The organism is Halobellus sp. MBLA0158 (genome assembly GCF_041477585.1).
Taxonomy (GTDB): domain Archaea; phylum Halobacteriota; class Halobacteria; order Halobacteriales; family Haloferacaceae; genus Haloquadratum; species Haloquadratum rubicundus.
Map to the genome: position 1 here is coordinate 1,662,819 of NZ_JBGNYA010000001.1, position 24,637 is coordinate 1,687,455.

A 24,637-nucleotide genomic window follows, 5' to 3' on the forward strand; every position below is an offset into this window, starting at 1 on the left:
AACGGTCCAGGGGCGACCGACTAAAGCGTTGCGAGTCGACACGGCCGTGGAGATCGTTGGCACGTAGCTGGTAGAAATACGCACACATATGCACATATTCCGCACCGAAAGCCCGAGCGCGACGAGCCTCTGCGAACGGACTCGGGCGGCGATTATCGTAGCGGTTGCAACTGATCACATATCGGATCGCACGCCAGCGTGCGATCGAGTGAGTGAAGACTTGCAAACACTACGATAACATCAGGAAAACCGCCGCGAGTCAGCGCAATATCTGCCGGCCGCCCGCGTGCGATGTTTCGATACGTCACCTCTCGGTCGGTATTACTTCACAATCGCCGCCGCTCTGCCGACGTGAGTGTAAGAGATACATAACCGTGGGCAGCCGTCCCACACAACGCTTAATATCCCACTCCGATACGTTTCGTGTATGGACTCCGAGTGTCCCTCTGCATCGCGCATCGCGGGTCAGCAGACCACCCACTTCGATGCCGCCTTTACATTTACAGCGATGCAGAATTTCAAACGCGGGAACTGGACGCTCCCCGCGTCAGACTCGCTCGGAGTGCTCGGGCAGCCCGGCGCCGTCTCGTCGGGCTTGCGCCCGTATCGCCGTTTGGCCGATGGTCACGGCCGTTAGTCCCGAATGAGCGTCTCACGACACCCCGTCGCGCTCCGGCTTGAGCAGCAGGTCGGCGGTGCGACCCGACTCCTGGCGACGGTGATGGCACTGCCGTTAGTCGATGGCATCTTCCCCGCGCTCATCATCGCGGGGACGCTCAACAGCCCGCTCGGTATCGTCGAGACCGGGCTGTTGATCTTCGGCGGCTCGGCCACCGTCGCGGTCATCCTCGCGGAGATGGACGGCTCCCGCCGCGAGCAGGTCACCTCGGTGCTGATCCTCGGCGCCGTCCTGCTCCCGATCGCGGGCCTGGAAGCCCTCTTCGCGGAGACTCTGAAGACGGTGCTTGATTTCCAGGTCTTCCACCGCTTCGCGGGCCTCGTGATCCTCGCGGTCGCCGCGAAGACGGCCTCCGCGAAGGTCGGCGAGTACCTCCCTTCCCCGAGCATCATCATCGGCCTCGGGCTGGTGGCGAGCCTCAACCTCAGCGGCGCGTCGCTCGTCGTCACCCCGAACCTGGAGACGGTCGCCCGCGCGGTCGCGGCCGCCGGCGTGGGCGTCGGCTTCGCGCTCGCGGTCGCGCTCTTCGCCCCGCGGCTCCGCGGCGCCGTCGACCTCGACCTCTTCCGGTTCGGGAGTTCGGTCGCGCTCGGAATGCTCGCGATCGACGTCCTGGGGCTGCTGCCGACCCAGGCGCCCGTCGCGCTCGGCGTCCTCGGCGTCACGGCGCTCTTCGCGTTCGATCCGGCGGCCGACGCCGACGACTACGAGGCGCCTGCGGCCGCCGAGGACGCGTCGGAGCCGGCGGTCGAATCTGAGCCCGAGTCCGAACCCGAGGTCCCGTCGGACGTCGACGCGGAGTCGCGCCGACCGGCACCGTCCGGCGCCGTCGCGGACGGCGGCGACTGGGACGACGACTCCGCCGACGAGTCCTCCGAGGGCGGCGACGTCGGCTACGGCTACCCCGACTCCGGTGACTCGCGGGCGCCGTGGCTCTGATCGGTCGCCCGTCCATCCACGACCGCGCGCGACGGATTTACCACGGTCGGCGTCTTTGCCGGGATATGAGCAACCGCGTCGTCGAAGGCCGGATGGTCACGCCCGAACGACTCGCCGAACTCGTCGAGGGCGAACCGCCGCTGGAAGCCGAACCGATCGAGGACGCCGAGATGGAGTGTCCCGACTGCGGCGGCAACGTCATCTCGGTGGGCTATATGCCGAGCGTGACGGAGTTCGTCACCGCCTACAAGTGCCAGGACTGCGCGTGGTCGGACACCGACCGATCGTAATTCCTTTATGTGGTATCGGCATACGGTCGGATGCACACACAGGGGCCGTGGCCAAGCCCGGCATGGCGACTGACTCCAGAGGCTTGGCGCCCGGTGACGACACTCCAGACTGATATACCGAGCGGCCGACTGATCATCGGTCCGCGTTGACGACCCTCTGGAGTACCGAGGCGCGTACCGGAGATATCAGTCGATCGGGGGTTCAAATCCCTCCGGCCCCATTCTTGCGCTAAACAACCACGTAGACTTGTCTACAAACCTATATTCGGGGAAGTACATATACCTACCTGGGTATTTGCAAACTGATATGAACCCCGAATCGACTCCAATCCGCGCCTGCCGGGATACATACTCCGCGATCCCTGACCAAGTCCGCGCAGCCCATAGACCGCTCACTGGCGGGTGTGTCGGCTCATTCCGCGAGGCCGCCGGCCCGCTCGTCCGCCCTCGACGGCGGATATCGCTTGCGGTGGTAGTAGTACTCGGCGAGCGTCCGCAGTATCACCGAGCCGTAGGCCGAGCCCGCGAGGCCGACCCCGACGAACAGGAGTCCGACGGCCCCCGGCCCGGCGACGTCGCCGCCGATCCGAACGACGAGGACGTAGAACGTGCCCGGTGCGACGACGGCCACGACCGCCTCGATAGCGCGAACCGCCGTGTACGCGCGTCTGTCCGTGAGGCGGGCGATCGGGTCCTCGGCACGCAGGAGTCGGTAGGCCGCGAGCAGCGCTTCGGTGCCGACCACGACGGCGAGTACGACGGGGAAAAACGCGAGGAACAGCAGGCCGTTCAGCTCCTGTCCGGGGAAGACGTCGACGAAGCTGAGCAGTCCGAACGCGACCACACAGACGACGGCCGCGAGCTTGAGCGCCTGGAAGGGCTCGGCTCGAACGAAGGAGGAGGGCATACTGTCGGGTAGCGTTGGGTATCGAATAAGCCCTCTGCCGAGCGTGGACCTTATGCGGTCACCACTCTCTCCCGGTCGGTCGTGGATGGTGGAGGACGCTACTCCTCTGAGGTGATCCCCGTGACCGCCTGGACCAACTGATTCACCGGAAAGTCCTCCTCGTAATCGAAGGAGGCGAAGACCGCTTGATAGCGCTCGGACGGGAAAATGAACACGAGGATCTCGTCGAAGAACAGCGTCTGGACCCGGCACTCCTGCTCGCCGATGAGCGATTTGAAATCGTCGCTCGTGACGAGGTTCCCCATAATGAGCTGGTAGGCTTCGTCGAGCTCGACGTCCGAATAGAGCGCCTCGACGTCCTCACGCATATACTCGATCTCGAAGTCCACGTTCTGTAGGTCCGCGACGACGCGTGGCGTGTACCCCTCGAAATCCCGAACGGCCTCGGCAACGTCGGACATACGTTCACTCCCTCGTCGATGATGAAAAATCTGAGTGACAGGAGCGGTCCCGGGGCCGAGCCAATTTAGATGGGAATCCCCGCCCGCTTCGGTCTGTGAGCGTGACACGTCGATCCCGAACCGACGGTACGGCGACCGAGAGCCGTCGAGGGGTTCGAAACTGCAAGGTTAATATGGGCGAGCAATCTACAGTTTCGGACGGCCAGATGACTCTTTCACGCAGGGCGAAAGCCCGTCTGGGACTGGCCATCGTTTTCGGCATCGCGATCGCGCTCCTCTCGTTTCACGCCCGTCACCTCCTCGACCCCAACGAGAACGTCTGGACGTTCCTGTACGGCATTTTGATCCCGATGGGGTACTCCGCCGGCGTGCTGATCGGCGGCCTCTGGCTGTGGCGGCGGGACGTCGCGGGCGAGTACGTCCTGCGCGTCGGGATCTGGTGTGGCATCGGCGTCCTCGCGCTGGGGCTCATCGCGGCCACGACGATCCTCCACGACCTGGCGGAAGGCGGTGCGATACACGACCCGCTGACCAACGTCGCGAATCTGGTCTCGGCCGGCGCCATCATCGGATTCGTCGTCGGGATCTACGACACCCGACAGCAGATTGCTAAGACCGAGATCCGGCGGCTAAACAGCCAGCTCACCGTGCTCAACCGCGTCCTCCGCCACGACATCCGGAACAGCGCGAACGTCATCCTGGGGTACGCCGATCTCCTCACCGAGGATGCGGTCACCACCGAGAACGCGGTCGCCACCGATGACGTCGCCCGGACGATCAAACGGCGCGCCGCCGACGTCGTCGCGCTGGGGGAGAAAGCCAGGGACATCGAGGGGCTGTTCAACGCCAGTGAGTTCGATCGCGAAGCCTTCGACGTCGCGGACCTCGTCACGACGTGTGCCGATCGGATCCGGCGGGACTACCCCGATTCCTCCATCGAACTAGATCTGTCGGTCTCCGAGGACCGGCGAACGGTGTACGCCCATCCGCTGCTCGAATCGGCGATCGAGAGCGTGCTCGAAAACGCGATCGAACACAACGACAAGGACGCGCCGAGGGTCCGGATCGAAGTCGAATCGACCTCCGCGTCCGCGCCCGTGGAGATCCGGATCGCCGACAACGGGCCGGGGATCTCCAGGGACGAGATCGCGACGATCGAGCGGGGGTACGAGACGCACCTCGATCACGCGAGCGGGCTCGGCCTCTGGCTCGCCCAGTGGATCGTCTAGAAATCGGACGGGGAGATCCGGTTCGGAGAGAACGACCCCGAAGGGACCGTCGTGCGGATCCGACTCGAACAGCCCGATCGCGCCTAGGGTCGCGCGCCGCTCGTGCGAAGGCCGATTCGCCTCCCAGCGGAATCGCGGGGCGTTCGCCTTTATCACAGACACGCGCGATCTCGACCCCGAACAGAGGTCAACGACCGCTCGATTGTCGGCCCGTGTCGTCTCCGAAGAGCCAGTAGAGAACCGCCCCAAGTGCGGCTTCGAGCGGGCCGACGAACACCGCCACGAGCAGCAAGACGAAGTACGCGAGCAGGCCGAAGGCGCTCTCGGTGGAGGGGCTCGAATCCATAGGTGCGGCTACGCTCGATTCGATCAAAGCCTCTTCGGGAGGTCCGACCAACGTTTAGGTTGGTGGAGCCACTGAATCGCGGTATGTTTCTGGATTCGGGGCTGAGTCTGAAGCACCGAGTCGCCCTGGCGATCTGGGGACTCGCCGTCCTCGTCGTCCTCCGGCTGGCGTTCGACGTCCTGCACCTCTCCGGTGCCGAGCTGGCGGTCGTCGCGGTCGTCGTCGTCGTGGGGTCGTTCTACGGGATCTTCAGGCCGCTCTGGCTGCGGCTTCCCGAAGAGTGGCGACGGAACTGACCGATCGAGTGAGACGCGACCGGCGAACCGACGGATCGAACGAAATCCTCCCGGCGGTCCGCGCTCACGCGGTTTCGGCGACGGAGCGCGCCACGCGCACGAGGGTGTCGGCATCGACCCCGCCGCTCACGCGGTAGGTGTAGCCGTCGGCGACCCACTCGATCGCGGTCGTCCCGTTCGACCGCACGCGCCGGGCCTCGTGGGGGCCGATTTGGACCGGCGTCCCCGAGGTGTCGTTACTGACCGTCCCGAACACCGAGACGGTGATGTCGGCCTCGGCGTTCGGACGTTCGTATCGGAGCGTGGCGAACTCCGGATCTGTCGACCGGTACGAGGCCGACTCGAACTCGAACCCCTCCGGGACGGTGGGCTCCGGCACCGGGAACGTAATCGCTTCGGCCATCGCCGCCGCCGACTCGTAGGACTCGGACTGGACGCGACGAGCGCTCTCCGGGACCTCATCGGGACCGAGCCGGAAGATGTCCGGTTCGAGCGTCGGATTGAACGTGACGTTCCGATACGTGATGGTGTATTCGTAGCGGTCGCCGTGGGCCGTGAATTCGGTGTGTCGCTTGATCGGGTAGAGGTACTCGGCGTCGAGCCACAGCGTCTGCGACCGAAGCGACATCGCCGTCGAGGTCGGCGTCACCTCCAGGCGGTAGGTCTGCCGCCCGTCGACCCTCTCCGTGCCGGCGTAGGCGACGGTGACGTTCCCCTCGCGGTACGACGTCGACCCGTTTTCCTCCGAGTCGGTGCCGGCGTCCACGGGGACGCGCGGCAACGACGACACGCCGGGGGTCACGGTCGGCCGAGCGACGCTCCGCCCGCTACGGGCCGCGCCGACGAGCCGCGGGTACGGCGGCTCCTCGGAGCCGTCGCTCCCCCGTATCGTGGCCCTGTGGAGTCGGTTCGAGGCCGGATCGTAGAACGCGAGAGTCGACGCGTTCACGACGACGACTCCGCCCTCGGCCACGAGCGGCGCCCTCGCGCCTTCGGTCTGATTCACGGAGAGCACCCGGTCGCGGTACGCCCACGGATCGAGGCGGTGGCGTTTCCGAACCACCGTTGTCACGGTCTCGTTGTTCCGCGTCTGGACGGTCGTCACCGTCGCGTCGAGCGTCTGGAGCGACGCGAAGCGGTCGGCCGCCTCGGTTCTCGTCGGGAGGTCCGCGCTCGCGTTCGACGGCGCCACGTACGCGCTGCACCCGCTCGCCGCGATCAGCGCGGTCACGACGAGTATCGGGAGGAGTCGCGACCGGATTCTCGTGCGGCTGTCGTCGCACCCGCCCATAGGTCTCTTGGGAACCGTTGGGCTGGGAACAGTTTAATTCAGCGTGTGACTGTCTGACAAGACTCCCCGAGAAAGGCCCAGAACCGAGCCCGACAGCGACCGAAGCCCCGTCGCGTCCGCAGGCATCCCCTTCCCGACGACTTCGGAGCCGTGCGGGCCGTCACGGCAATCCCGACGGTGTGGATTCGACTACGACTCGGAGTCCTCGAAGTCGCTCGACCGTCCGCCGTCGGCGACCGTTTCGGACGGCTCCGCCGCTCCCGCCCGCGGCGTCCCCGCGGGGGCGTCGGCCTGCGTGACCGTGAACTCGGCCAGCCGGTCCTGGAGGTCGTCGGCCTGTTCGGCCAGGGTCTGTGCGCTCTGGGCGACCTGCGTGAGCGCCGCCGTCTGCTGTTCGGCGGCCGCCGAGACGGTGTCCGACTCCGCGCTCACCTGCTCTGCTTTCCCGGAGACCTCCTCGACCATCCCGGCCACCTCCTCTGTCGAGCCCGCCTGCGCGTCGGTGGCGTCGCTGATCTCCTGGATGCTGCGGTTCGTCTCCTCGACGTTGTCCGCGATCGACTGGAGCGCCTTCGAGGCGTCCTCGGTCGTCTCGGTCCCCGACTCGATCCGATCGCCCATCTCGCGGATGTTGGCGACAACGCTGTCGGTCGAGGTCTGCACCTCGGTGATGCGGCCTTCGATATCCTCGGTCGCGTCTGCGACCTCCTGGGCGAGCGTCTTGATCTCGTCGGCGATGACCGCGAACCCCTCGCCGCCGTTCCCGGCCTGGGTCGCCTCGATCGAGGCGTTCAGCGCCAGCATATTCGTCTGCTCGGCGATGTCCGTGATCAGGTCGACGATCTCGCCGATCTCGTCCATCTCGTCCGCGAGCGACTCGACCTCCGAGACGGTCTTGTCGGCCTGGGTCTCGATCGCGTCCATCTCGTCGAGCGCCGCCGCCGCCGATTCGCGCCCCTCCTGGCCGAGCGTCGCCGTCTCCCGGGAGTGGGCCGCCATCTCGTCGGCCGAGGAGGCGACCTCCTCGATCGTGCCCGAGAGATCCTGCATCTCGGCGGCGATCTCCTGGAGGTGTGCCGACTGGGACTCCGCGTCGGCGGCGATCTCCTGGATCGAGGTGTCGACCTGTTCGCTCGCCGACTGGCTCTCTTCGGTGCCGGCGGTCACCTCCTCGCTCGTCGTGGCGACCCGGTCGGCGAACGACTGGAGTTCGACGACCGTCTCTTCGAGCGTCGCGATCATCGTATTGAACGCCTCGCCGATCTGGGCCATCGCCGCGCTCTCGCTTTCGGGGTCCACTCGGGCGCTCAGGTCGCCTTCGGCGGCGCGTTCCATCTCGGAGCTGTAGGCGTCGGCCTTGGTTTCGAGGTGGTCGACCAACTGCTCGGAGCGCTGTTTCTCCCGCTCGGCCTCCTGGATCCGCTCGCGGAGCGAATCACGCATCCCGCCGAAGGCGCCGTACAGCTGCCCGATCTCGTCGATGCGACCGGACTCGAAGCCGACGTCGAGATCGCCCGATTCGAGCGCCTGGGCCTTCGATGTCAGCCGATTCAGTTCGGAGACGGTGTTCCGACCGACCGTCACTCCGAGCGCGACGAATCCCAGCAGCGCCCCGCCCAGCAGGAGGAGTAAGTTCCGCGAGATCTGCTGTTGGAGGGCGAACATCGCGCTCTTGGGCGAGTGGATCATCACGACCCAGTCGGTCCCCTCGACGGGGGCGTACCCCATCGCCATCGCCTCGCCGCCCATCTCCATCTCCATATATCCGGACTGGCCGCCGAGGCCTTTCTTCACGGCCATCGAGTCGACCGACTCGGTCTCCTGGTCGCCCATATTCTGGCTCAGGATCTGGTCCGTGTGGTGGCTCAGGACCGTCGTCCCGTCGCCGTTGACGACCTTCGTGAAGGACTCCTGGACGGGCCGCGGCATCCCGGCGGCGTAGCTCTCCAGGTCGATGACCATCACGAGCGCTCGGTTCTCCTGGTTCGGGACGGCCGCGACGACCGCCGCCACGGCGCGCTGGGTGTTGGGGCCGGCGTACGGCTCCGAGACGACGACGCCGTTCCGCCCCAGGTCGAGCGTCGACTGCGCCCACGGGACGCCCCGGACCACCGCGCTCGCGCCCACGGCGTCCGGCTCGGAGCTGGCGCGGTAGGTGTCGGTCTGGGTATCGAAGTAGTGGACGGCGACGACGTCGGAGGGGAGCGAGCCGTCGTCGAGCTGCTGGCCGAGGTAGGCCGAAATCCGCTCTGAGTCCCCGCTCTGGACGGGGGCCGAGTAGGCGATCGTCCGGGAGGCGGTCTTCATCTGTTGGACCCACTCGCTCAGCGAGACCGACTGCGTCGTGGCCGCCGTCTCCAGTCGCGCCTGTGCGTCCTGGGTGAGTTCGTCGTTCGTCTCGACGTACGTCACGCCGCCGACGGTCCCGATGAAAAGCAGTATGACGAAGATCGCGACGCCGGACTTGACCGCCCACCGCTTCCGAATCGGGTCGGGAACGACCGCCTCGCCGATGGTGCTCATTACCACCCCCTCCGTAGAGGCCCTAATTAAGCGATTGGCACCGGCTATCAGGCCTGAAAATGACGCCGGTGCGCCGTCACGCGCGGGCCGACACCGAGAACGCAGTCGTACTCCGAGCACGGAGCGCTCGTGGAAGTCGTCGGCGGCGGGCACGGCGCCACGCGGAACGCCGGGTCGACGTTTCGGACTTCCGCGCCCTCGTGTCGGGGTCGGCCGTCTCTCGCCGCCGCGCTACGTCGAGTCGCGCGGCGGATCCGAGTCCGATTGCTTCGGGAGGTTCCGGCGCTCCGAGAGGTAATACAGGATCACGAAGAACCCCACCGTCGGGACCACGACGCCGAGCCAGTACAGTTCGGGGTCCTTCAGGCCGAGCCGCTTCGCGTCGAAGTACATCGCGACGCCGATCGGAAGCTGGATGAGGACGGCACCGACCAACACCAGGACCGCCGGTTCGGTCATCGACTGCGGGTACGGGCGCCGGTCGGATGACTCTTCTCCCCGGGATTTCCCCGACGCCGAGCGCTGTGACTGGGAAAACACGGCGTCCTCCGCGACTGCTATCTCGCCCTCGTCCGAGAGCGACGCGGTTTCGTCGCAGTTGGAGAGAGGACGGTCGCCGGGACCCCGACTGAGGCGTCCGCTATCGCTCCGTACGGTTCGAGTCCCCGTCCTCGGCCACGAGGTCGCAGAACTGCCTGAGAAACGTCTTCCGGTCGGTGCGTCCGGCGCCCGCCGCGATGAGGGTCTCTTCGAGCCCGTCCCGGTTCTGGTGGCAGCACTCGCGGTGGCAGGGCTTACAGAGGTACTCGAACGCCTTGCCCTCGCGGCTCCAGCGGTCGCCGTGCTTGTCGTACTCGCGGGCGTCGTCGCGGTCGAGCGTCTCGCCGCAGGCGATGCAGGTCACCCGGCGGTCGTCGTCGCCCCGCCGCGGCGTCGAGATCGCCGGCGTCATCGGTCCACCTCCCCCATTATGGTGTCGAGGCTCCCGAGCGTCGCGACGAGGTCGGCGACGTACTCGTCTTCGGCCATCGCCGGCAGCGCCGACAGATTCGAGAACGACGGGCCGCGGATCTTGAACCGCGCGGGGGTCTCCGTGCCATCGGCGCGGATGTAGATCCCGAGTTCGCCCTTGGCGCCCTCGACGGCCCGATAGCACTCCCCGGTCGGCTTCAGCGTCCGCGGCACGTTGGCCTGGCAGGTCCGGTCGTCCTCCGGCCAGTCCGCGAGCAGGTCGACGCACTGCTCGACGATGGCGGCCGACTCCTCGATCTCCCGCAGCCGGACGAGCACCCGGGCGAAGTTGTCGCAGCCGTCTTCGGTGACGACGTTCCAATCGAGGCGGTCGTAGTAGCCGTAGGAGTCGTCGCGACGGAGGTCGTAGTCGATGCCGGAGCCGCGCGCCACCGGCCCGGTGACCCCGTACCGCTTTGCGACCGCCGGCGGGAGTTCGCCGGTGTCGACACACCGGACCTGAAAGACCTCGTTGCCCGTCAGCAGGTCGTGGTACTCCGCGAGCTTCCGCGGCAGGTCGTCGGTGAAGGCGCGCACGGCTTCCAGGAAGTCGTCGCGCGGTTCGGGGAGGTCCCAGGCGACGCCGCCGACCCGGAAGTAGTTGAACATCATCCGCTGGCCGGTCAGCTCCTCCAGCAGGTCCTGGACGAGCTCTCGGTCCCGGAATCCGTACATGAAGGTGGCGTTGAATTCGCCGCTGACGTCCAGGGCGTACATCGCGGTGAAGAGGAGGTGCGATAGGATGCGCGACAGTTCGGCGCTCATCGTTCGGACGACCCGGGCGTACTCGGGCACCTCGACGTCGGCCAGCTCCTCGATGACGCGGGCGTAGGCCCACTCGTTGAGCAGGCCGGCGCCGCCCCAGTCCCAGCGGTCGGGGTACGGCATGATCTGGTGGCGGTAGGTCTTCGACTGGCACACCTGCTCCTCGCAGCGGTGGATGTAGCCGATGTCGGGCTCGACGTCGACGACCTGTTCGCCGTCCAGCCGCGCCTCCAGGTGGAGCACCCCGTGGGTGGAGGGGTGGTGCGGTCCGATGTTGAGGTGCATCGTCTCTCCCTCGACGCCCTCGCTGCGGCGGTCTTCCGCCAGCGGATTGGCGTGCTCGTGCAGCGTGACGATCTGCGGCCGGTCCTGATCGTAGTTCCGCGAGAGGGGATGGCCCTGCCAGGTCTCCGGCAGGAGGATCCGGCGCAGGTCCGGGTGGTCGTCGTACTCGATGCCGACGAGGTCGTAGGCCTCCCGCTCGTGCCAGTCGGCCGTCCGGTAGACCGGCGCCGCCGACTCGCTCACGGGGTCGCCCGTCGGCGTCGGGACGACCACCGACAGCTCACGCGTCCGGTCGTCGTAGCTGGTGAGGTGGTAGATCGTCTCGTAGCGATCGTCGTACTCCTGGGCGGTCACACACGAGCAGTGGTCGAACCCCGCTCGCGAGCGGAGCGTCGACAGGACCGTCCGGACGCGGTCGGCCCGGACGACGACGGCGGGGGCGTTCTCGTGTGACTCGCGGCCGACGACGGCGTCGTCGGGGAGGGCGTCGATCGCTTCGGCCGGCAGCGGGAGGGCGGTCGGGCGGTCGTGCCGTTGCATCGTTCACACTGGACCGTACCGGCGGGAGTCCAGTAGGCACGCTGCCTCACCTGTGGTGTGATATAAGTGGCCCGCAGTCCGTGACAGTTTACTCACACACCTGCGAAGGCCGTGTATGCGGTACCTCACGGTGTTGCTCGAACCCACCGACGGCGGTGCGTTCCATCCCCTTGGGGACGAACTGACCGCGGAGCCGTCTATCGAACGGCGAGCCATCCACCGCGTCGAACTCCTTGCCGACGATACCGTGTTGCTGTTGGCCGAGGCGAGCGGCAGCCAGGAGCGCTACGAGGAGATCATGTCGGCGTCGCCGTACGTGATCGAGTACCTCACCGCCGGCGACGACCGGTGGCTGGCGGTGAGCCAGTTCGAGCCGACAGAGACGGTCCGCCGGGCGCTGGCGCTCCAGCGCGACTCGTTTCTGATGATCGAGACGCCGATCCGCTTCACGGCCGAGGACAACCTCAAGATCACGTACCTCGGCACCGAGGAGACCTTCAGGCGCCTGTCAGAGTACGCCGACGAGATGGACTCGGTAACCGTCGAGATCCTCAGTATGGGCGAGTACGAGGCGAGCGACTCGCCCTTCGGTCGGATGCTCACCGCGCGACAGGAGGAGGTGCTCGAAGCGGCCGTCGACTTGGGATACTACAGCGAACCGCGTCGGGCGTCGCTCGAAGACGTCGGCGCGGCCGTCGGGATCTCCCCCGGGACGGTCGGCGAACACCTCCGGAAGGTCGAAGCGCGCGTCTTCCGCGAGATGGTCCGATGACGGTTCGGGGTGGCCGTTGATCCGTCTTCTACCGGACCTCGACAGCTACGAGAGGGTGATCCGCAGTTCGTATTCGTTCGTGATCCCGAGGAGGATCTGGGGGAGCTCGGACGTAAACCGCTCTCCGTTCAGTCGGTTGGAGGGGCCGGACACGCTGAACGCTCCGATGACCTCGCCGGCGTCGTCGGTCACGGGCGCGCCGACCGCGTTCACTCCCTGGATCTGTTCTTCCCTGTTGAACGCGTAGCCGCGTTCGCGGACCGTCTCGAGCTGCTCACGAAGGGTCTCCGGCGAGGTGACGGTGTTTGCGGTCTTGCGCTCCAGTCCCCGATCGATGATCCGTTCCCTCTTTTCGTCGGACACGGACGCGAGGATGGCCTTCCCTCCGGCGGTCGCGTGGAGCGGGATCCGTTTTCCGATGGTCGACTGCGTCCAGACGCTGTGGCTTCCCGCGGACGTGTAGAGATAGATCCCCTGAAGCGCCTCCTCGACGATGAACGTCGAGCGGCAGCCGCTTTCCTCGGCGAGCATATCGGCGTACTCCTCTGCGCTCGTGTAGACGTCCTTGCGGGTGCGCGCCCGTTCCCCCAGCGCGAGGAACTTCAGCGCGAGGTGATAGACGCCGTCTTCTTTCACGAGGTAGCCGTCCTGGACGAGCGTATTGAGATACCGATGTGCGGTACTCGAGCTGACATCCATCGAATCAGCGATGTCGGCAGGTGTCCCGCCGTTGTTTGAATGAATCCATTCGAGAATCTCAAATGCCTGTTCGATCGTGGTTAATGTCTCGGGATTTGTGTCTGTCATTTCGGTTCGGACGTCGCCCCGTGTCGTGATAACGATACCGCATACTGGGATTAATAAATCTGTGTCCAAGACCCTGAAGAGAATCCAAACGTCAGATTTGAGTCGTTGCGAGGGAATCTATCGCAAGTGTGCTTTCGACTCACTCCTATTCCGGAATTGAGTGTTCCCATATTGTGGGCCTATTTTGAATATTCCCCGCATAGTGATTATTTCTCGTCCAAATAATGGTAAAATAACACGTCAATTTTCTATATTTCTTGTGTTATTAAGAACAACTTATTTGTTATTAGGGCGGATGTGACCTCTTGGCATAATGGAGTACGACAAAATTTCACGCCGGAAGATCCTCGCCGCGACCGGGACTGCGATCCCCGTCGGGCTCGCCGGCTGCTCGGACGGTTCGGAGGCGTCGAGCGATTCAAGTGACAGTTCCAGTACAGATTCGACTGATTCGAGTAACACGGGGTCGGACGGATCGGGCTCTGCGGAGGGAGTCACGTTCAACGTCGGTCAGGCGCTCCAGCCCACGCGGTTCGATCCGATCCTGCAGTACTCGAACCCCGACGCGCTGGTCGGGAACCGGATCTTCAGCAAGCTGTACACCTACACCGAGGGGACGGAGACGACGCCCGACCTGGCGACCGAAGCGCCCGAGATCACGCGCGAGAACACGCGGTACGTCATCCCGATCAGGGAGGACGTCACCTTCCACAACGGCGACCCGCTGACCGCCGAGGACGTGGTGTACTCGTTCCTCGCGCCGATCCGAGAGGAGACGCCGCTGTCGGGCATCTTCTCGGTCATCGACACCGCCACGGCCGTCGACGACTACACGGTCCAGTTCGATCTGAACTACCCGTTCGCGATGTTCGACGACCTCCTCACCCACCAGATCGTCCCCCAGTCCGTGCGCGAGGACGATCCGGAGGCGTTCAACACCGAACAGCCGATCGGGTCGGGACCGTTCCGGTTCGTCGACTGGGAGGAGAACTCCTACGTCGAACTGGAGCGGTGGGACGACTACTGGGGTGAGACGACCCCGAACGTCTCGGAGGTGCGGTTCGTTCCCATCACGGAGTCGACGACCCGGGTGACGGAACTCAACACCGGCAATCAGGACATCATCGAGACCATCCCTCCGCGGCTGTGGTCGACCGTCGAGGGGATGGAGAGCGCGAGCATCTCCTCGGTCGAGAGCATCGGCTACTTCTACGTCGCGTTCAATATGAACGAGGGGCCGACGACGGACAAGCGGGTCCGCGAAGCGATCGATTACAGCTTCTCGATGGACGACGCGGTCGAGCGGTTCATCGAACCGTCCGGGCTCCGCCAGTACAGCCCGATGCCGGGGCCGATCAACGAGGACTGGGGGTTCCCGGTCGACCAGTGGACGGACATCCCCAACGACAAGGACATCGAGCAGGCCCAACAGCTGTTCTCGGAGGCCGACGTCCCCGACGACTGGAACTGCAAGATCATCGTCCCGCCGGACGACAACCGCGAGAACATCGGCATCTCGATCGCGAACGGCATCCAGGAGGCCGGCTACAACGCGAACGTCCAGCGCCTCGACTGGGGGACGATGCTCAGCCAGGCCTACACCGGCAACGCCGACGACTACAACATCTACGTCCTCGGGTGGGTCCGCTACCCCGACCCGGACGACTTTATGTACAACCTCTTCCACATCGACGCGGCCGGCGTCAATCAGGGCGTCTACTACGAGAACGAGGAAGTAATGTCCCAGATCGCCCAGGCCCGCCGTTCCGTCGACCAGGAGGAACGCAGAGACCTCTACACGAGCGCGATCACGACGATCCTCGAAGACAAGGTCCACCTCCCGGCGTTCAACTACAAGAACGCCTACGGCGTCCGCTCGCGCGTCCAGGACTTCTCCGTCCACCCGGTCTCGCCGATCAACCCCCGCCTCGTCACCGACTACAGCAACGTCTCCCTGTAAGCTAATACGAACCCCACTCCCTTCCGCATATGAGTCTCTCTCGATACGTCGCCCGCCGGCTGGGTCAGTCGCTCTTCACGCTCCTCGGCGTCGTCACGATCACGTTTCTCCTCGTCAACGCCGCCCCGGGCGATCCGGTCCGGATCTTCATCGGCCCGAGCGCCGACGCGTCGGCCATCGCCGCGATGCGGGCGCAGTTCGGGCTCGACCAGCCGATCCACATCCGATACGTCAAGTACCTGCTCAGCGTCGCCCAGGGCGACCTCGGGCAGAGTATCAACTACCGGGTGCCGGTGACACAGAAAATCCTCGAACGGCTTCCGGCGACGCTTCTTCTGGTCGCGTCCAGTTTCACCTTCGCGATCGCCACCGCCGTCCCGATCGGCGTGCTTTCGGCGAAGCGCCGGAATCACCTCTCGGACCACGTCTTCCGGATCTTCGGTCTCATCGGGGTGAGCACGCCGAGCTTCTGGATCGGGCTGCTCTTGATCATCATCCTCACGTACCACCTCGGCCTGCTCCCGGCGACGGGCCTCGTGATGCCGTGGGCGGCCCCCTCGGCGGTCGATCACGCGACGACGCGACTCGACGTGCTCTATCAGTCCGGGATCCACCTCATCATGCCGACGCTGACGCTGGGAACGCTTCAGATGGCCGCGATAATGCGTATCGAACGCTCCTCGATGCTCGAAGTACTGAACCAGGAGTACGTGTCGCTGGCGCGGGCCTTCGGCGTCCCGGAGCGGACGATACTCCGGAAACACGCCTTCCGCAACGCACAGCTCCCCGTGTTGACCGTGATCGGACTCAATCTGACGACCGCGCTCGGGGGATCGGTCCTCACCGAGACGGTCTTCAGCATCAACGGCATCGGAACGCTGATCATCACCGGCGTGAACGCCCGAGATTACCCGCTCATCCTCGGGACGACGCTGTTTTACGCGTCGCTGTTCGTCGTCGGCGTCCTCATCACGGACGTGCTCTACGCGTACCTCGATCCGCGGATCTCCTACGGGGATGAGAACTGATGAGTGACAGGAACGCGGACGACGCCGACGAATCCACGACGCATACGCCGCGGTCGGGCTGGGACGAGGTGACCACACAGCTCCGGCGCAACTCCACGGCGCGGTGGGGGATGTACATCGTCCTCCTCATCATCGCGGTCGCGGTCTGGGCGTTCGTCGACGGCGTCCTGCTGGATTACTACTTCGCCGAGCGGTTCTGGTACAGCCCCGTGACGGCCCCGCCCGGCTCCCGCGGACTGCTCCCTCCGGTCGGGATCACGAACGAGTACGGGACGGGCACGTGGGCCCACCCGCTGGGCACCGACCACCGCGGCCGCGACATCCTGGTCCGACTCGTCTACGGCTCGCGGATCGCCATCCAGATCGGGATCGTCGCGACCGGCGTCGGCGCCACGGTCGGAACGATCGTCGGCGCCGTCTCCGGCTACTACGGCGGCTGGATCGACGACGTCCTCCAGCGGCTCGTCGAGACGTTCTATGCGATCCCCTTCATCGTGCTGATGATCGCGATTATGTCCGCGTTCGGGCGCGGCCTCTGGATCGCGATCGTCGGCGTGAGCGTTATCACGACGCCCATCTTCGCCCGCCTGATCCGCTCGGAGGTCCTCAGCGTCCGCGAGGAGGAGTACATCGAGGCGGCGAAGGCCGCGGGCGTCAGGGACCGGAACATCATCCGGCGGCACGTCATTCCGAACAGCCTGGCGCCGGTGTTGGTCCAGGCGACGCTCCAGATCGGCGTGAATATCCTCATCGTCGCGGCGCTGTCGTTCCTTGGCTTCGGCGCGCAGCCGCCCACGCCCTCGTGGGGGGCGATGCTCGCCCAGTCTCGGACCTACATGCTCCCCGATCCGTGGTTCAGCCTCTGGCCGGGGCTCGCGATCCTCGTCACCGTCGTCGGCTTCAACCTCGTCGGCGACGGGCTCCGCGACGCGTTCGACCCGCGATTGAACGACTGACCACACGATACTATGAGTGACACACCACTACTGAAAGTCGAGAATCTCAAGACGCAGTTCTTCACTGACGCCGGAACGGTCCGGGCGGTAGACGGCGTCTCGTTCACCGTCGAGCGAGGCGAGATCGTCGGCCTCGTCGGCGAATCCGGCGCCGGAAAGAGCGTCGCCGTCCGGAGCATCCTCCGCCTCATCGACTCCCCTGGACGCATCGTCGGCGGCGAGATCGTCTTCGACGGGAAGACCATCATCGGGTTCGAAGACGAGCCCGGACCCGACGGCGAGCCGGTCGAGCGAGACGAGATGCTGACCGACTCGGCGATGCGGTCGGAGGTCCGCGGCAGCGAGATCGCGCTCATCTTCCAGGACCCGATGGAGAGCCTGAACCCCGTGTTTACGGTCGGCGAACAGCTCCGCGAACTGATCGAGCTGAACCGCGGGCTGTCGAAGCGGGACGCGCGCGACCGGGCGATCGAGATCCTCCGCGAGGTCGGGATCCCACAGCCCGCCGAGCGCTTCGACGACTACCCGCACCAGTTCTCGGGCGGGATGCGCCAGCGCGTCCTCATCGCGATGGCGCTCGGCTGCGAGCCGCAGCTCATCGTGGCGGACGAGCCGACGACGGCGCTCGACGTGACCGTCGAAGGACAGATCCTGGATCTGGTCTACGACCTCCAGGAGAAGTACGACGCGAGCTTCCTGTGGGTCACCCACGATATGGGGATCGTCGCGGAGATCTGCGACCGCGTCAACGTGATGTACCTCGGCGAAGTCGTCGAGCGCGCGGACGTCGATGACCTGTTCTACAACCCACAGCACCCCTACACGGAGGCCCTGCTGAACTCGATTCCGCGGCCGGACCGGTCGACCGAGGAGCTCCAGCCGCTCGAAGGCGCGATGCCCGAGCCGATCGATCCGCCGTCGGGCTGCCGATTCCACGACCGCTGTCCGGAGGCCCGAGAGGTCTGCGAGCGGACGCATCCGGATCTCCGGTCGGTGACCGAGGCGGGCCAGCACGCCGCGTGTCTGAAACACGACGTCTTCGGCGCGGAGTACGAGAGGAGCCGGCCGCTCGCCGGCGACGACGCGGCCGCCGGAGGTGATCCGAGTGAGTAGTCGCCGGACGGACTCGGATTCGGAGCCGCTCGTCCGCGTGTCCGGGCTGACGAAGCACTTCGACAACTCCAGCGGGCTGCTCGGCAGTTACGAGTTCGCGCCCGACGGGCTGAGCTTCCCGTTCACGCACAGCCCCGAGACGGTGCGCGCGGTCGACGGAGTCTCCTTCGAGATCGAACGCGGCGAGACGCTCGGGCTCGTGGGGGAGTCCGGCTGCGGGAAGTCGACGCTCGCGCGCGTCCTCCTCCAGTTGCTCTCGCCGACGGACGGCGACATCCACTTCCAGGGGGAGAACCTCGCAGAGCTGAGCAGCGAGGCCCTCCGCCAGCGGCGCGAGGACATCCAGATGATCTTTCAGGACCCGCAGTCGAGCCTGGACCCCCGGATGAAGGTCGGGGCGATCATCGAAGAGCCGATGGAGGCCCACGGGCTCCGGGACGCCGCGGGACGGGAACAGCGCGCGAGGGAACTCCTGGAGTCGGTCGGACTGGAGCCCCAGTACTACGACCGGTACCCACACGAGTTCTCGGGGGGCCAGCGCCAGCGGATCAACCTCGCGCGGGCGCTGTCGGTGGATCCGGAGTTCGTCATCCTCGACGAGCCGACGAGCGCGCTGGACGTCTCGATCCAGGCGCAGATCCTGAACACGCTCCAGGACCTCCAGGCGGAGTTCGGGCTGACCTATCTCTTCATCAGCCACGACCTTTCTGTCATCCGTCACATCAGCGACCGCGTCGCCGTGATGTACCTCGGAGAGCTGGTCGAGGTGGGCGACGTCGACCGGCTCTTCGAGGACCCGAGGCACCCCTACACGCAGGCGCTCCTCTCTTCGATTCCGGTTCCGGACCCGCGGAGCCGCGGGACGCGGAGCGTCCTCCACGGCGACGTGCCGAGCCCGATCGATCCGCCGTCGGGCTGTCGGTTTCGCACTCGCTGTCCCGACCTCATCGCACCGGCCGAGTACGACATCCCCGACGGGGAGTGGGCCGACGTCCGCGAACTGATACGGGCCGTCGATCGGCGCTCCTTCGACGCGGACAGCGTGTCCGAGATCCAGGATCGGTTCCTCGACGGGCGCCTCTCGGACGACCGCTGTCAGGAGATCGTGGTCGAGGCCATCGAGCACACCGTCGCCGACGAGTGGGAGCGCGCGACCGAACTGCTGCGGACCGAGTTTGCCGAACGAAGCGTCTGCGCGGAGAGCGTGCCGACGCTGGACAGCGTCGCGGACGAACGCGCGAGCGAGCGACGCGTGGCGTGTCATCTCCACGAAACGGGAACGAACTGACTGATCGCCTTCACCGGCCGAACCGACGATACGACAATCCACATATCCGAACGATGTCGAAAGACGATATCCACGAACGAATCGAAGCGCGCCGGACCGATCTCGTCTCGCTGACGAGGGAACTCTGGGAGCATCCGGAACTCGCTCTCCAGGAGACGAAGTCCGCCGAACTACTTGCGACCACGCTCTCCGAGGAGGGGTTCGAGGTCGACCGCGGCGTCGGCGGGATGCCGACGGCCTTCGTCGCCACCTACGGCGACGAGGGGCCGACGGTCGGGATACTCGGAGAGTACGACGCGTTGCCCGGGCTCTCCCAGAAGCCGGTCTCCCACCGCGAACCGGTCGCGGCGGGCGAACCGGGCCACGGGTGCGGTCACAACCTCTTCGGTGTCGGAAGCCTCGGCGCCGCGGTCGCGGTAAAGGAGGCGATCGAGTCCGGTGACCTCTCCGGAACGGTACGCTACTACGGCTGTCCGGCCGAGGAAACCCTCGTAGGCAAAGTCTATATGGCGCGCGCGGGCGCGTTCGACGACCTCGACGCCGCCATCACCTGGCATCCGAGTCACGTTTCGGCGCCTTGGAAGGGGCGGTCGCTTGCGATGAACTCGATCGAGTACACGTTCGAGGGGCAGTCGGCCCACGCCGCCCAGTCCCCGGAGTCCGGACGGAGCGCGCTCGATGCCGTCGAACTGATGAACACCGGCGTGGAGTTTATGCGGGAACACGTCCCCGAGGATGCCCGTATTCACTACTCGATCACCGACGGCGGCGGGGCACCCAACGTCGTTCCGGCGGAAGCATCCGTCTGGTACTTCGTGCGCGCGCCGACCCGAGACACGGTCGAGCGCATCACCGAGTGGGTCGACGACGTCGCCGAGGGCGCGGCGCTGATGTCCCAGACGACCGCCGAACGACGCTTCCTGACTGGGTGTTACGACTACCTCGCGAACGACACCATCTCCGACGTCCTCCTCTCGAATATGCGCGACCTCGGCGCCATCGAGTACTCTGAGGCCGACAGGGAGTTCGCGGCGGAGTTGCAGTCGACGCTCGCCGCGGAGACGATCGAGAGCCGCCTGGCGGACCTCCCGGACGACGAGCGGGAGGCGGCCGCAGAACGGTCACTGCACGCCCGGCCGATGGCCTCGTTCGACGAGGGGACCGTGATGAAGGGGTCGACGGACGTCGCCGACGTCAGTTGGATCACGCCCGTCGCCCAGTTCTGGGCGGCGTCGTGGCCGGTCGGGACGCCCGCACACACCTGGCAGGCGGTCGCCGCGAACGGCGACTTCGCGGCGAAGTCCGCGGTGTACGCGGCCAAAGTCCTCGCCGGGACCGCCTACGACCTCCTCGCCGATCCGTCGATTCTGGAACGGGCGGCCGAAGAGCTCGAATCGACCCGGTCCCAGGAGTACGAGAGTCCGCTCCCACAGACCGCGGAGCCGCCCACGGACATTGAGGTGAGCTGAGATGTGCGGAATCCCCACCGCCCTCGGTTCCACCGGGAGTGATGCGCCGTGAGTGACGACTCCGAGTACCGTCTGGAGCAGATGACCTGGGAGGACGCGGCGGTCGCGTTCGAGACTGCGGATTACGTCGTCCTCCCCTGCGGAAGCACCGAACAGCACTCGCTGCACCTCCCCACGTCAGTCGACACCTTGCGCTCGTCGTACCTCACGGACGAACTGGCCGAGCGCGCCCCCGCATACGACCTCGAACTGCTCGTGCTCCCGCCGCTCCCGTACGGCTATTCCGAGCACCACCTCCCGTTTGCGGGGACCATCACGCTCGATGCCGACACCTACCAGAACGTCATCGTCGAGATCGGGCAGTCGGCGAAGGAACACGGCGCCGAGCGGTTCCTGATCACGAACTTCCACGCGGGCAACATCGAGCCCCACAAGCTGGCGATCGACCGCCTCCAGCGCGACCACGGCCTCCCGACGCGCTACGTCAACTGGACTGACTTCGCCCGGGACACGCTCGAAGAGCGCTTCGGCGACGAGTGGGGTCACGCGGGCGAACACGAGACGAGCGTCATCGAGCATTACCGCCCGGATCTGGTACGCCAAGAGAAGAAACAGCCACAGACGATGCACGACGCGGACGACTCGGAGGCCTTTCGCTACTTCGACGATCTCACCGTCGAGGGCGGCCTCGGAGACCCGACGGCCTCGGATCCGGAGTTCGTCGCCGAGGTCATCGCGGAGACGACAGACACGATACTGGCAGACCTCACGGTCGAATAGGAGATGCGCGCACACACACCCGATCGGCGATCGGAGGCGCGGGGGAAGCACCCACTGAACGGTGAGCTTCGATGAGCCGTGCGACAGTCTGTCTCACCGTCGACTTCGATGGCGTCTCCTCGTGGATCCACTCCTTCGACGAGGGCGATAGCCCGACGAATCTCTCTCGCGGGCTCTTCGGCGTCGACGTCGGCGCCCCCCGCCTGCTCGACCTCTTTGACGAGCACGGCGTGACGACGACCTGGTTCGTCCCCGGCCACACCGCCGAGAGCTTCCCCGAGGCGGTCGAATCGGTGTGGGCGGCCGGTCACGACATCCAACACCACGGGTGGTCGCACACGCGACCGGGCACGTACCCCGACGCCGCGAGCGAACGAGCCGACATCAGACGCGGTATCGAGGCCATCGAGGCGCTCACGGGGCGTCGCCCCACGGGCTACCGGTCGCCGTCCTGGGACTTCTCCGAGCACACGCTCTCGCTTCTCCAGGAGCTCGGGTTCGAGTGGGACTCCAGCCAGATGGGCCGGGAATTCCGACCTTATCGGCTCCGTGAAGGGTGGAAGGCTTCCCCTGATGCGCCGTTCGAGCGCGGTGAGGAGACGGCCCTCGTCGAGATTCCGGTGTCTTGGCAGCGCGACGATTTCCCCGCGTTCGCGTTCGACCGCCGGCGCGGCTTCGCCGACGAACGCGCCGTGTTCGATATGTGGCTCGCGCAGTTCGAGTGGATGTACCGGAACGTCGACGGTGGCGTCTACGTGCTCACGGTCCATCCGCAGATAATGGGGTACAGCCACCGACTCGAACGCCTCGAATCGCTCATCGAAACTGTCGCGGAGTATCCGGACACGGAGTTTGTGACTCTCGACTCGGTCTCCGATCGCTTCTGAGGTACGATTCGGATTGGAAGCGATTCGAGTCGGTACGTGATGGGCGCTGCAGGATTTGAACCCGCGACAACTTGGTCCGAAGCCAAGCACTCTGTCCAAACTGAGCTAAGCGCCCTCGTTTCTGGATACCGACGTGGGGCGGTTTAAACCCACGGATTCGGGGCGGAACCCCCGCCGACTACCGCTTTTCTCGCTGTTCGACCTTGTTCAGTTCGATGAGGAGGCGGAACACGGCCTTCACCAGATTCGAGTCGACGTCGAACTGCTCGGCGTTCCGGCCGGCGCGTTCCATCACGCGCTCTTCCTGCCCTTCGTCTGTCGTCGGGAGGCCGCGATCGGCCTTGACCTGTGCGACCGAGTCGGCGACGTAGGTCCGCCGGGCGATCAGCTCGACGATCTCGCGGTCGATGTCTTCGATCTCGACGCGGAGTTCGTCGAGCGACATCTCCTCGGTCTCGACGGCCAGTTCCATCTCAGTTCGCTCGGGGCTGCTGTCTCGATTCCGGTCTCGATCTCGGTCTTGGTCTCGGCTCATACCAGTCGTGCTCCGTCGTTCCGCGTCGTGGTTCGCCAGGTCCGGCCGCTCCGCCGGTCCCAGCGGTCCTGTACCGCGTCCAGTCCGTCCGCGTCGCCGACGGCGACGACGCTCGGGCCGGTGCCCGACAGCGACACGCCGGCGACGTGGGGCATCGCCTCGACGGCCGGATCGGGCGAGAAGCCGAGCGCCGCCGAGAAGGCGAGGCCGTTGACCGTCATCGCGTCGGCGTAGCGGCCGTCGAGCGCGAGGTCGGCGACCAGTTCCGCCATCGGCGCGACGTTCGCACACCGCTCGACGTCGGCGTCGGCGGTGTAGGCGCGCTCGGCCGGCGTCCAGACGAGGACCTCCCAGTCGACCTCGTCGCGGGCGAGCAGTTCGTCGGCGTCGTTGTCGGTGACGGTGACGCCGCCGAGCATCGAGGCCGAGGCGTCGTCGAACGCGCCGGTGACGGTGACGCCGACGTCGCGGGCGGCCTCGACGCCGAGCCGACACGCCTCGATGGGGTCCGGGTCCGCGCCCAGGGCGTCCGCGGTCGCCAGAACGGTGGCGTTGGCCGCGGCGCTCGAACTCTTGAGACCGGCGGCCATCGGGACGTCGCTCTCGGTGCGGACCGTCCCGCCGGAGACGTCCCCGCTCCCGTCGCCGTAGGTCTCGATCGCGCGTTCGACACAGCGTTCGATCAGCCGGGTGTCGGCCTCCGGGTCCTCGGCGACTTCGCTCTCGACGGCGCCCGAGTCGTCGAGGTCGACCGAGGCGGTCGTCTCGGCGTCGATAGCGAACGCCGAGCCGGTGCCCGTCGAGAGGGCGTTCAGCACCGTTCCCGCCCCGAGGGCGACTGCGCGGCCGTGCATACAGGGTTGCTATCGAGCGGCGTGAAAGGTGTAGCGATCGACGATGAGGGATCGGTGCGGGCGCGGGCCCCTACGCGTCGGCACCTTCGCGGCGGACGAGTCCGAGCACGCGCCAGGTGACGACCGTCTCGCCGTCGGGCGCGCGTCCCGTCACGTCGACGTCGACGTGGCCGCGTCCGGGGTCGGATTCGGAGGGGCGCTTGGCCGCGACTTCGACGGTCACGCCGAGTTCGTCGCCGGGGCGGACCGGGCGATACCACCGGAGATCGTCGACGCCGCGACCGCCCAGGAAGGCGATCCGGCCGAAGAACGCCTCGGTCGCGAGGCGGTTGCACGCACAGAAACTGTGGAGCCCGCTGGCGACGAGGCCGTCGAAGGGCGCCGCGTCGTCGACGTCGTCGGACACGTGGAACGGCTGCGGGTCGTAGTCGGACGCGAAGGCGACGATCGAGTCGCGGGAGAACTCGACCGTCCGGTCGGCCTCGAAGCGGTCGCCGACCGCGAGGTCCTCGTACGTCAGCCGTCCGCGAGAGCTCTGCGACCCCGGCTCTGACTCTGACTCCGATTCCGGCTCCGACTCGCCGGGATCGTCCGACTGCTCGGTCATACCTCGGTTCTCGGCGCCG

General features: G+C 66.3%; 26 protein-coding genes and 2 tRNA genes. 15 read left to right on the top strand and 13 right to left on the bottom strand.

Translation table 11 applies throughout. The annotated features are described in order from the left end of the window. The first annotated feature begins 427 nt into the window (after nt 1-427). The 4 genes from OS889_RS16820 (at nt 428) to OS889_RS08570 (ending at nt 2,129) form a co-directional block, all read left to right on the top strand. On the top strand, nt 428-637 hold the full coding sequence (locus tag OS889_RS16820; protein ID WP_502356984.1) for a DUF8099 family protein: 210 nt from the start codon (nt 428-430) through the stop codon (nt 635-637). 6 nt (nt 638-643) lie between these two features. After that, the gene (locus OS889_RS08560; RefSeq protein ID WP_372389056.1) at nt 644-1,618 is read left to right on the top strand and encodes a DUF5794 domain-containing protein; all 975 of its coding nucleotides are present in this window, start codon (nt 644-646) and stop codon (nt 1,616-1,618) included. Between the two features lie 65 nt (nt 1,619-1,683). Next, complete coding sequence (locus OS889_RS08565; protein WP_372389058.1) at nt 1,684-1,908, top strand: DUF5795 family protein; 225 nt, start codon at nt 1,684-1,686, stop codon at nt 1,906-1,908. 41 nt (nt 1,909-1,949) lie between these two features. After that, a tRNA-Trp gene (locus OS889_RS08570) sits at nt 1,950-2,129 on the top strand. Nucleotides 2,130-2,320: 191 nt separating this feature from the next. Here the strand turns inward: OS889_RS08570 and OS889_RS08575 are convergent. Both OS889_RS08575 and OS889_RS08580 read right to left on the bottom strand, forming a co-directional pair. After that, nucleotides 2,321-2,815 carry a hypothetical protein gene (locus tag OS889_RS08575; protein ID WP_372389059.1) on the bottom strand — a complete coding sequence of 165 codons (495 nt, stop codon included), beginning with the start codon at nt 2,813-2,815 and terminating at the stop codon, nt 2,321-2,323. A 98-nt stretch (nt 2,816-2,913) separates the two neighbouring features. Next, nucleotides 2,914-3,276 (bottom strand): DUF7522 family protein, encoded by a 363-nt coding sequence (locus OS889_RS08580; RefSeq protein WP_372389060.1) that lies wholly within the window; start codon nt 3,274-3,276, stop codon nt 2,914-2,916. 206 nt (nt 3,277-3,482) lie between these two features. On the opposite strand from OS889_RS08580, the gene OS889_RS08585 reads away from it, so the two are divergent. Then, nucleotides 3,483-4,505 carry an ATP-binding protein gene (locus OS889_RS08585; protein ID WP_372389061.1) on the top strand — a complete coding sequence of 341 codons (1,023 nt, stop codon included), beginning with the start codon at nt 3,483-3,485 and terminating at the stop codon, nt 4,503-4,505. 187 nt (nt 4,506-4,692) lie between these two features. On the opposite strand, the gene OS889_RS08590 is transcribed toward OS889_RS08585, so the two are convergent. Then, nucleotides 4,693-4,851, bottom strand: coding sequence for a hypothetical protein (locus OS889_RS08590; RefSeq protein ID WP_372389063.1), 159 nt, complete (start codon nt 4,849-4,851; stop codon nt 4,693-4,695). A gap of 83 nt (nt 4,852-4,934) precedes the next feature. Between OS889_RS08590 and OS889_RS08595 the strand changes: the two genes are divergently transcribed. Next, the gene (locus tag OS889_RS08595; protein WP_372389065.1) at nt 4,935-5,147 is read left to right on the top strand and encodes a hypothetical protein; all 213 of its coding nucleotides are present in this window, start codon (nt 4,935-4,937) and stop codon (nt 5,145-5,147) included. A 64-nt stretch (nt 5,148-5,211) separates the two neighbouring features. Here the strand turns inward: OS889_RS08595 and OS889_RS08600 are convergent, their stop codons facing one another. The 5 genes from OS889_RS08600 to OS889_RS08620 all read right to left on the bottom strand — a co-directional run bounded on the left by OS889_RS08600 (nt 5,212) and on the right by OS889_RS08620 (nt 11,562). Next, nucleotides 5,212-6,438, bottom strand: a complete 1,227-nt coding sequence (locus tag OS889_RS08600; protein ID WP_372389068.1) for a DUF4367 domain-containing protein — start codon at nt 6,436-6,438, stop codon at nt 5,212-5,214. 189 nt (nt 6,439-6,627) lie between these two features. Further along, on the bottom strand, nt 6,628-8,961 hold the full coding sequence (locus tag OS889_RS08605) for a methyl-accepting chemotaxis protein (RefSeq protein WP_372389070.1): 2,334 nt from the start codon (nt 8,959-8,961) through the stop codon (nt 6,628-6,630). A gap of 231 nt (nt 8,962-9,192) precedes the next feature. Further along, complete coding sequence (locus OS889_RS08610; protein WP_372389071.1) at nt 9,193-9,420, bottom strand: hypothetical protein; 228 nt, start codon at nt 9,418-9,420, stop codon at nt 9,193-9,195. A gap of 181 nt (nt 9,421-9,601) precedes the next feature. Next, a complete protein-coding gene (locus tag OS889_RS08615) occupies nt 9,602-9,913 on the bottom strand; it encodes a DUF7562 family protein (protein WP_372389072.1) in 312 nt (103 codons plus the stop codon). Next, complete coding sequence (locus OS889_RS08620; RefSeq protein ID WP_372389073.1) at nt 9,910-11,562, bottom strand: NADH-quinone oxidoreductase subunit D; 1,653 nt, start codon at nt 11,560-11,562, stop codon at nt 9,910-9,912. The genes OS889_RS08615 and OS889_RS08620 overlap by 4 nt, the downstream gene beginning before the upstream one ends. Before the next feature lie 115 nt (nt 11,563-11,677). Here OS889_RS08620 and OS889_RS08625 point away from each other — a divergent pair, with 115 nt between their 5' ends. Next, entirely contained in the window at nt 11,678-12,334 is a 657-nt protein-coding gene (locus OS889_RS08625; protein WP_372389075.1) for a helix-turn-helix domain-containing protein, read from the top strand. A 45-nt stretch (nt 12,335-12,379) separates the two neighbouring features. On the opposite strand, the gene OS889_RS08630 is transcribed toward OS889_RS08625, so the two are convergent. Further along, on the bottom strand, nt 12,380-13,141 hold the full coding sequence (locus tag OS889_RS08630) for an IclR family transcriptional regulator (RefSeq protein ID WP_372389077.1): 762 nt from the start codon (nt 13,139-13,141) through the stop codon (nt 12,380-12,382). A gap of 313 nt (nt 13,142-13,454) precedes the next feature. Between OS889_RS08630 and OS889_RS08635 the strand changes: the two genes are divergently transcribed. The 8 genes from OS889_RS08635 to OS889_RS08670 all read left to right on the top strand — a co-directional run bounded on the left by OS889_RS08635 (nt 13,455) and on the right by OS889_RS08670 (nt 22,622). Then, the gene (locus OS889_RS08635; protein ID WP_372389078.1) at nt 13,455-15,101 is read left to right on the top strand and encodes an ABC transporter substrate-binding protein; all 1,647 of its coding nucleotides are present in this window, start codon (nt 13,455-13,457) and stop codon (nt 15,099-15,101) included. 29 nt (nt 15,102-15,130) lie between these two features. Next, nucleotides 15,131-16,129 (top strand): ABC transporter permease, encoded by a 999-nt coding sequence (locus OS889_RS08640; protein ID WP_372389080.1) that lies wholly within the window; start codon nt 15,131-15,133, stop codon nt 16,127-16,129. Then, nucleotides 16,129-17,085 carry an ABC transporter permease gene (locus OS889_RS08645; RefSeq protein ID WP_372389081.1) on the top strand — a complete coding sequence of 319 codons (957 nt, stop codon included), beginning with the start codon at nt 16,129-16,131 and terminating at the stop codon, nt 17,083-17,085. Before OS889_RS08640 ends, OS889_RS08645 begins: the two co-directional genes overlap by 1 nt. Before the next feature lie 12 nt (nt 17,086-17,097). After that, entirely contained in the window at nt 17,098-18,198 is a 1,101-nt protein-coding gene (locus OS889_RS08650) for an ABC transporter ATP-binding protein (protein WP_372389084.1), read from the top strand. Then, nucleotides 18,191-19,486 (top strand): ABC transporter ATP-binding protein, encoded by a 1,296-nt coding sequence (locus OS889_RS08655; protein ID WP_372389085.1) that lies wholly within the window; start codon nt 18,191-18,193, stop codon nt 19,484-19,486. The genes OS889_RS08650 and OS889_RS08655 overlap by 8 nt, the downstream gene beginning before the upstream one ends. A 53-nt stretch (nt 19,487-19,539) precedes the next feature. After that, nucleotides 19,540-20,955: an amidohydrolase gene (locus tag OS889_RS08660; RefSeq protein WP_372389087.1), complete on the top strand. Its 1,416-nt coding sequence runs from the start codon at nt 19,540-19,542 to the stop codon at nt 20,953-20,955. 81 nt (nt 20,956-21,036) lie between these two features. Next, complete coding sequence (locus OS889_RS08665; protein WP_372391587.1) at nt 21,037-21,735, top strand: creatininase family protein; 699 nt, start codon at nt 21,037-21,039, stop codon at nt 21,733-21,735. Nucleotides 21,736-21,806: 71 nt separating this feature from the next. Next, complete coding sequence (locus OS889_RS08670) at nt 21,807-22,622, top strand: polysaccharide deacetylase family protein (RefSeq protein ID WP_372389088.1); 816 nt, start codon at nt 21,807-21,809, stop codon at nt 22,620-22,622. Between the two features lie 40 nt (nt 22,623-22,662). Here the strand turns inward: OS889_RS08670 and OS889_RS08675 are convergent. From OS889_RS08675 to OS889_RS08690, 4 genes are all read right to left on the bottom strand, one after another. Then, nucleotides 22,663-22,737: transfer RNA gene (locus tag OS889_RS08675), tRNA-Arg, on the bottom strand. Nucleotides 22,738-22,800: 63 nt separating this feature from the next. Then, on the bottom strand, nt 22,801-23,094 hold the full coding sequence (locus OS889_RS08680; RefSeq protein ID WP_372391588.1) for a chorismate mutase: 294 nt from the start codon (nt 23,092-23,094) through the stop codon (nt 22,801-22,803). 59 nt (nt 23,095-23,153) lie between these two features. After that, complete coding sequence (locus OS889_RS08685; RefSeq protein ID WP_372389090.1) at nt 23,154-24,011, bottom strand: shikimate kinase; 858 nt, start codon at nt 24,009-24,011, stop codon at nt 23,154-23,156. A gap of 70 nt (nt 24,012-24,081) precedes the next feature. Then, complete coding sequence (locus tag OS889_RS08690; RefSeq protein WP_372389092.1) at nt 24,082-24,618, bottom strand: MaoC/PaaZ C-terminal domain-containing protein; 537 nt, start codon at nt 24,616-24,618, stop codon at nt 24,082-24,084. Nucleotides 24,619-24,637: the final 19 nt, after the last annotated feature.

Bases quoted from the DNA above. Each gene is read 5' to 3' on its own strand.
- OS889_RS16820 (WP_502356984.1), top strand. From the start codon at position 428: ATGGACTCCGAGTGTCCCTCTGCATCGCGCATCGCGGGTCAGCAGACC.
- OS889_RS08560 (WP_372389056.1), top strand. From the start codon at position 644: ATGAGCGTCTCACGACACCCCGTCGCGCTCCGGCTTGAGCAGCAGGTC.
- OS889_RS08565 (WP_372389058.1), top strand. From the start codon at position 1,684: ATGAGCAACCGCGTCGTCGAAGGCCGGATGGTCACGCCCGAACGACTC.
- OS889_RS08575 (WP_372389059.1), bottom strand. From the start codon at position 2,815: ATGCCCTCCTCCTTCGTTCGAGCCGAGCCCTTCCAGGCGCTCAAGCTC.
- OS889_RS08580 (WP_372389060.1), bottom strand. From the start codon at position 3,276: ATGTCCGACGTTGCCGAGGCCGTTCGGGATTTCGAGGGGTACACGCCA.
- OS889_RS08585 (WP_372389061.1), top strand. From the start codon at position 3,483: ATGACTCTTTCACGCAGGGCGAAAGCCCGTCTGGGACTGGCCATCGTT.
- OS889_RS08590 (WP_372389063.1), bottom strand. From the start codon at position 4,851: ATGGATTCGAGCCCCTCCACCGAGAGCGCCTTCGGCCTGCTCGCGTAC.
- OS889_RS08595 (WP_372389065.1), top strand. From the start codon at position 4,935: ATGTTTCTGGATTCGGGGCTGAGTCTGAAGCACCGAGTCGCCCTGGCG.
- OS889_RS08600 (WP_372389068.1), bottom strand. From the start codon at position 6,438: ATGGGCGGGTGCGACGACAGCCGCACGAGAATCCGGTCGCGACTCCTC.
- OS889_RS08605 (WP_372389070.1), bottom strand. From the start codon at position 8,961: ATGAGCACCATCGGCGAGGCGGTCGTTCCCGACCCGATTCGGAAGCGG.
- OS889_RS08610 (WP_372389071.1), bottom strand. From the start codon at position 9,420: ATGACCGAACCGGCGGTCCTGGTGTTGGTCGGTGCCGTCCTCATCCAG.
- OS889_RS08615 (WP_372389072.1), bottom strand. From the start codon at position 9,913: ATGACGCCGGCGATCTCGACGCCGCGGCGGGGCGACGACGACCGCCGG.
- OS889_RS08620 (WP_372389073.1), bottom strand. From the start codon at position 11,562: ATGCAACGGCACGACCGCCCGACCGCCCTCCCGCTGCCGGCCGAAGCG.
- OS889_RS08625 (WP_372389075.1), top strand. From the start codon at position 11,678: ATGCGGTACCTCACGGTGTTGCTCGAACCCACCGACGGCGGTGCGTTC.
- OS889_RS08630 (WP_372389077.1), bottom strand. From the start codon at position 13,141: ATGACAGACACAAATCCCGAGACATTAACCACGATCGAACAGGCATTT.
- OS889_RS08635 (WP_372389078.1), top strand. From the start codon at position 13,455: ATGGAGTACGACAAAATTTCACGCCGGAAGATCCTCGCCGCGACCGGG.
- OS889_RS08640 (WP_372389080.1), top strand. From the start codon at position 15,131: ATGAGTCTCTCTCGATACGTCGCCCGCCGGCTGGGTCAGTCGCTCTTC.
- OS889_RS08645 (WP_372389081.1), top strand. From the start codon at position 16,129: ATGAGTGACAGGAACGCGGACGACGCCGACGAATCCACGACGCATACG.
- OS889_RS08650 (WP_372389084.1), top strand. From the start codon at position 17,098: ATGAGTGACACACCACTACTGAAAGTCGAGAATCTCAAGACGCAGTTC.
- OS889_RS08660 (WP_372389087.1), top strand. From the start codon at position 19,540: ATGTCGAAAGACGATATCCACGAACGAATCGAAGCGCGCCGGACCGAT.
- OS889_RS08665 (WP_372391587.1), top strand. From the start codon at position 21,037: ATGACCTGGGAGGACGCGGCGGTCGCGTTCGAGACTGCGGATTACGTC.
- OS889_RS08670 (WP_372389088.1), top strand. From the start codon at position 21,807: ATGAGCCGTGCGACAGTCTGTCTCACCGTCGACTTCGATGGCGTCTCC.
- OS889_RS08680 (WP_372391588.1), bottom strand. From the start codon at position 23,094: ATGGAACTGGCCGTCGAGACCGAGGAGATGTCGCTCGACGAACTCCGC.
- OS889_RS08685 (WP_372389090.1), bottom strand. From the start codon at position 24,011: ATGCACGGCCGCGCAGTCGCCCTCGGGGCGGGAACGGTGCTGAACGCC.
- OS889_RS08690 (WP_372389092.1), bottom strand. From the start codon at position 24,618: ATGACCGAGCAGTCGGACGATCCCGGCGAGTCGGAGCCGGAATCGGAG.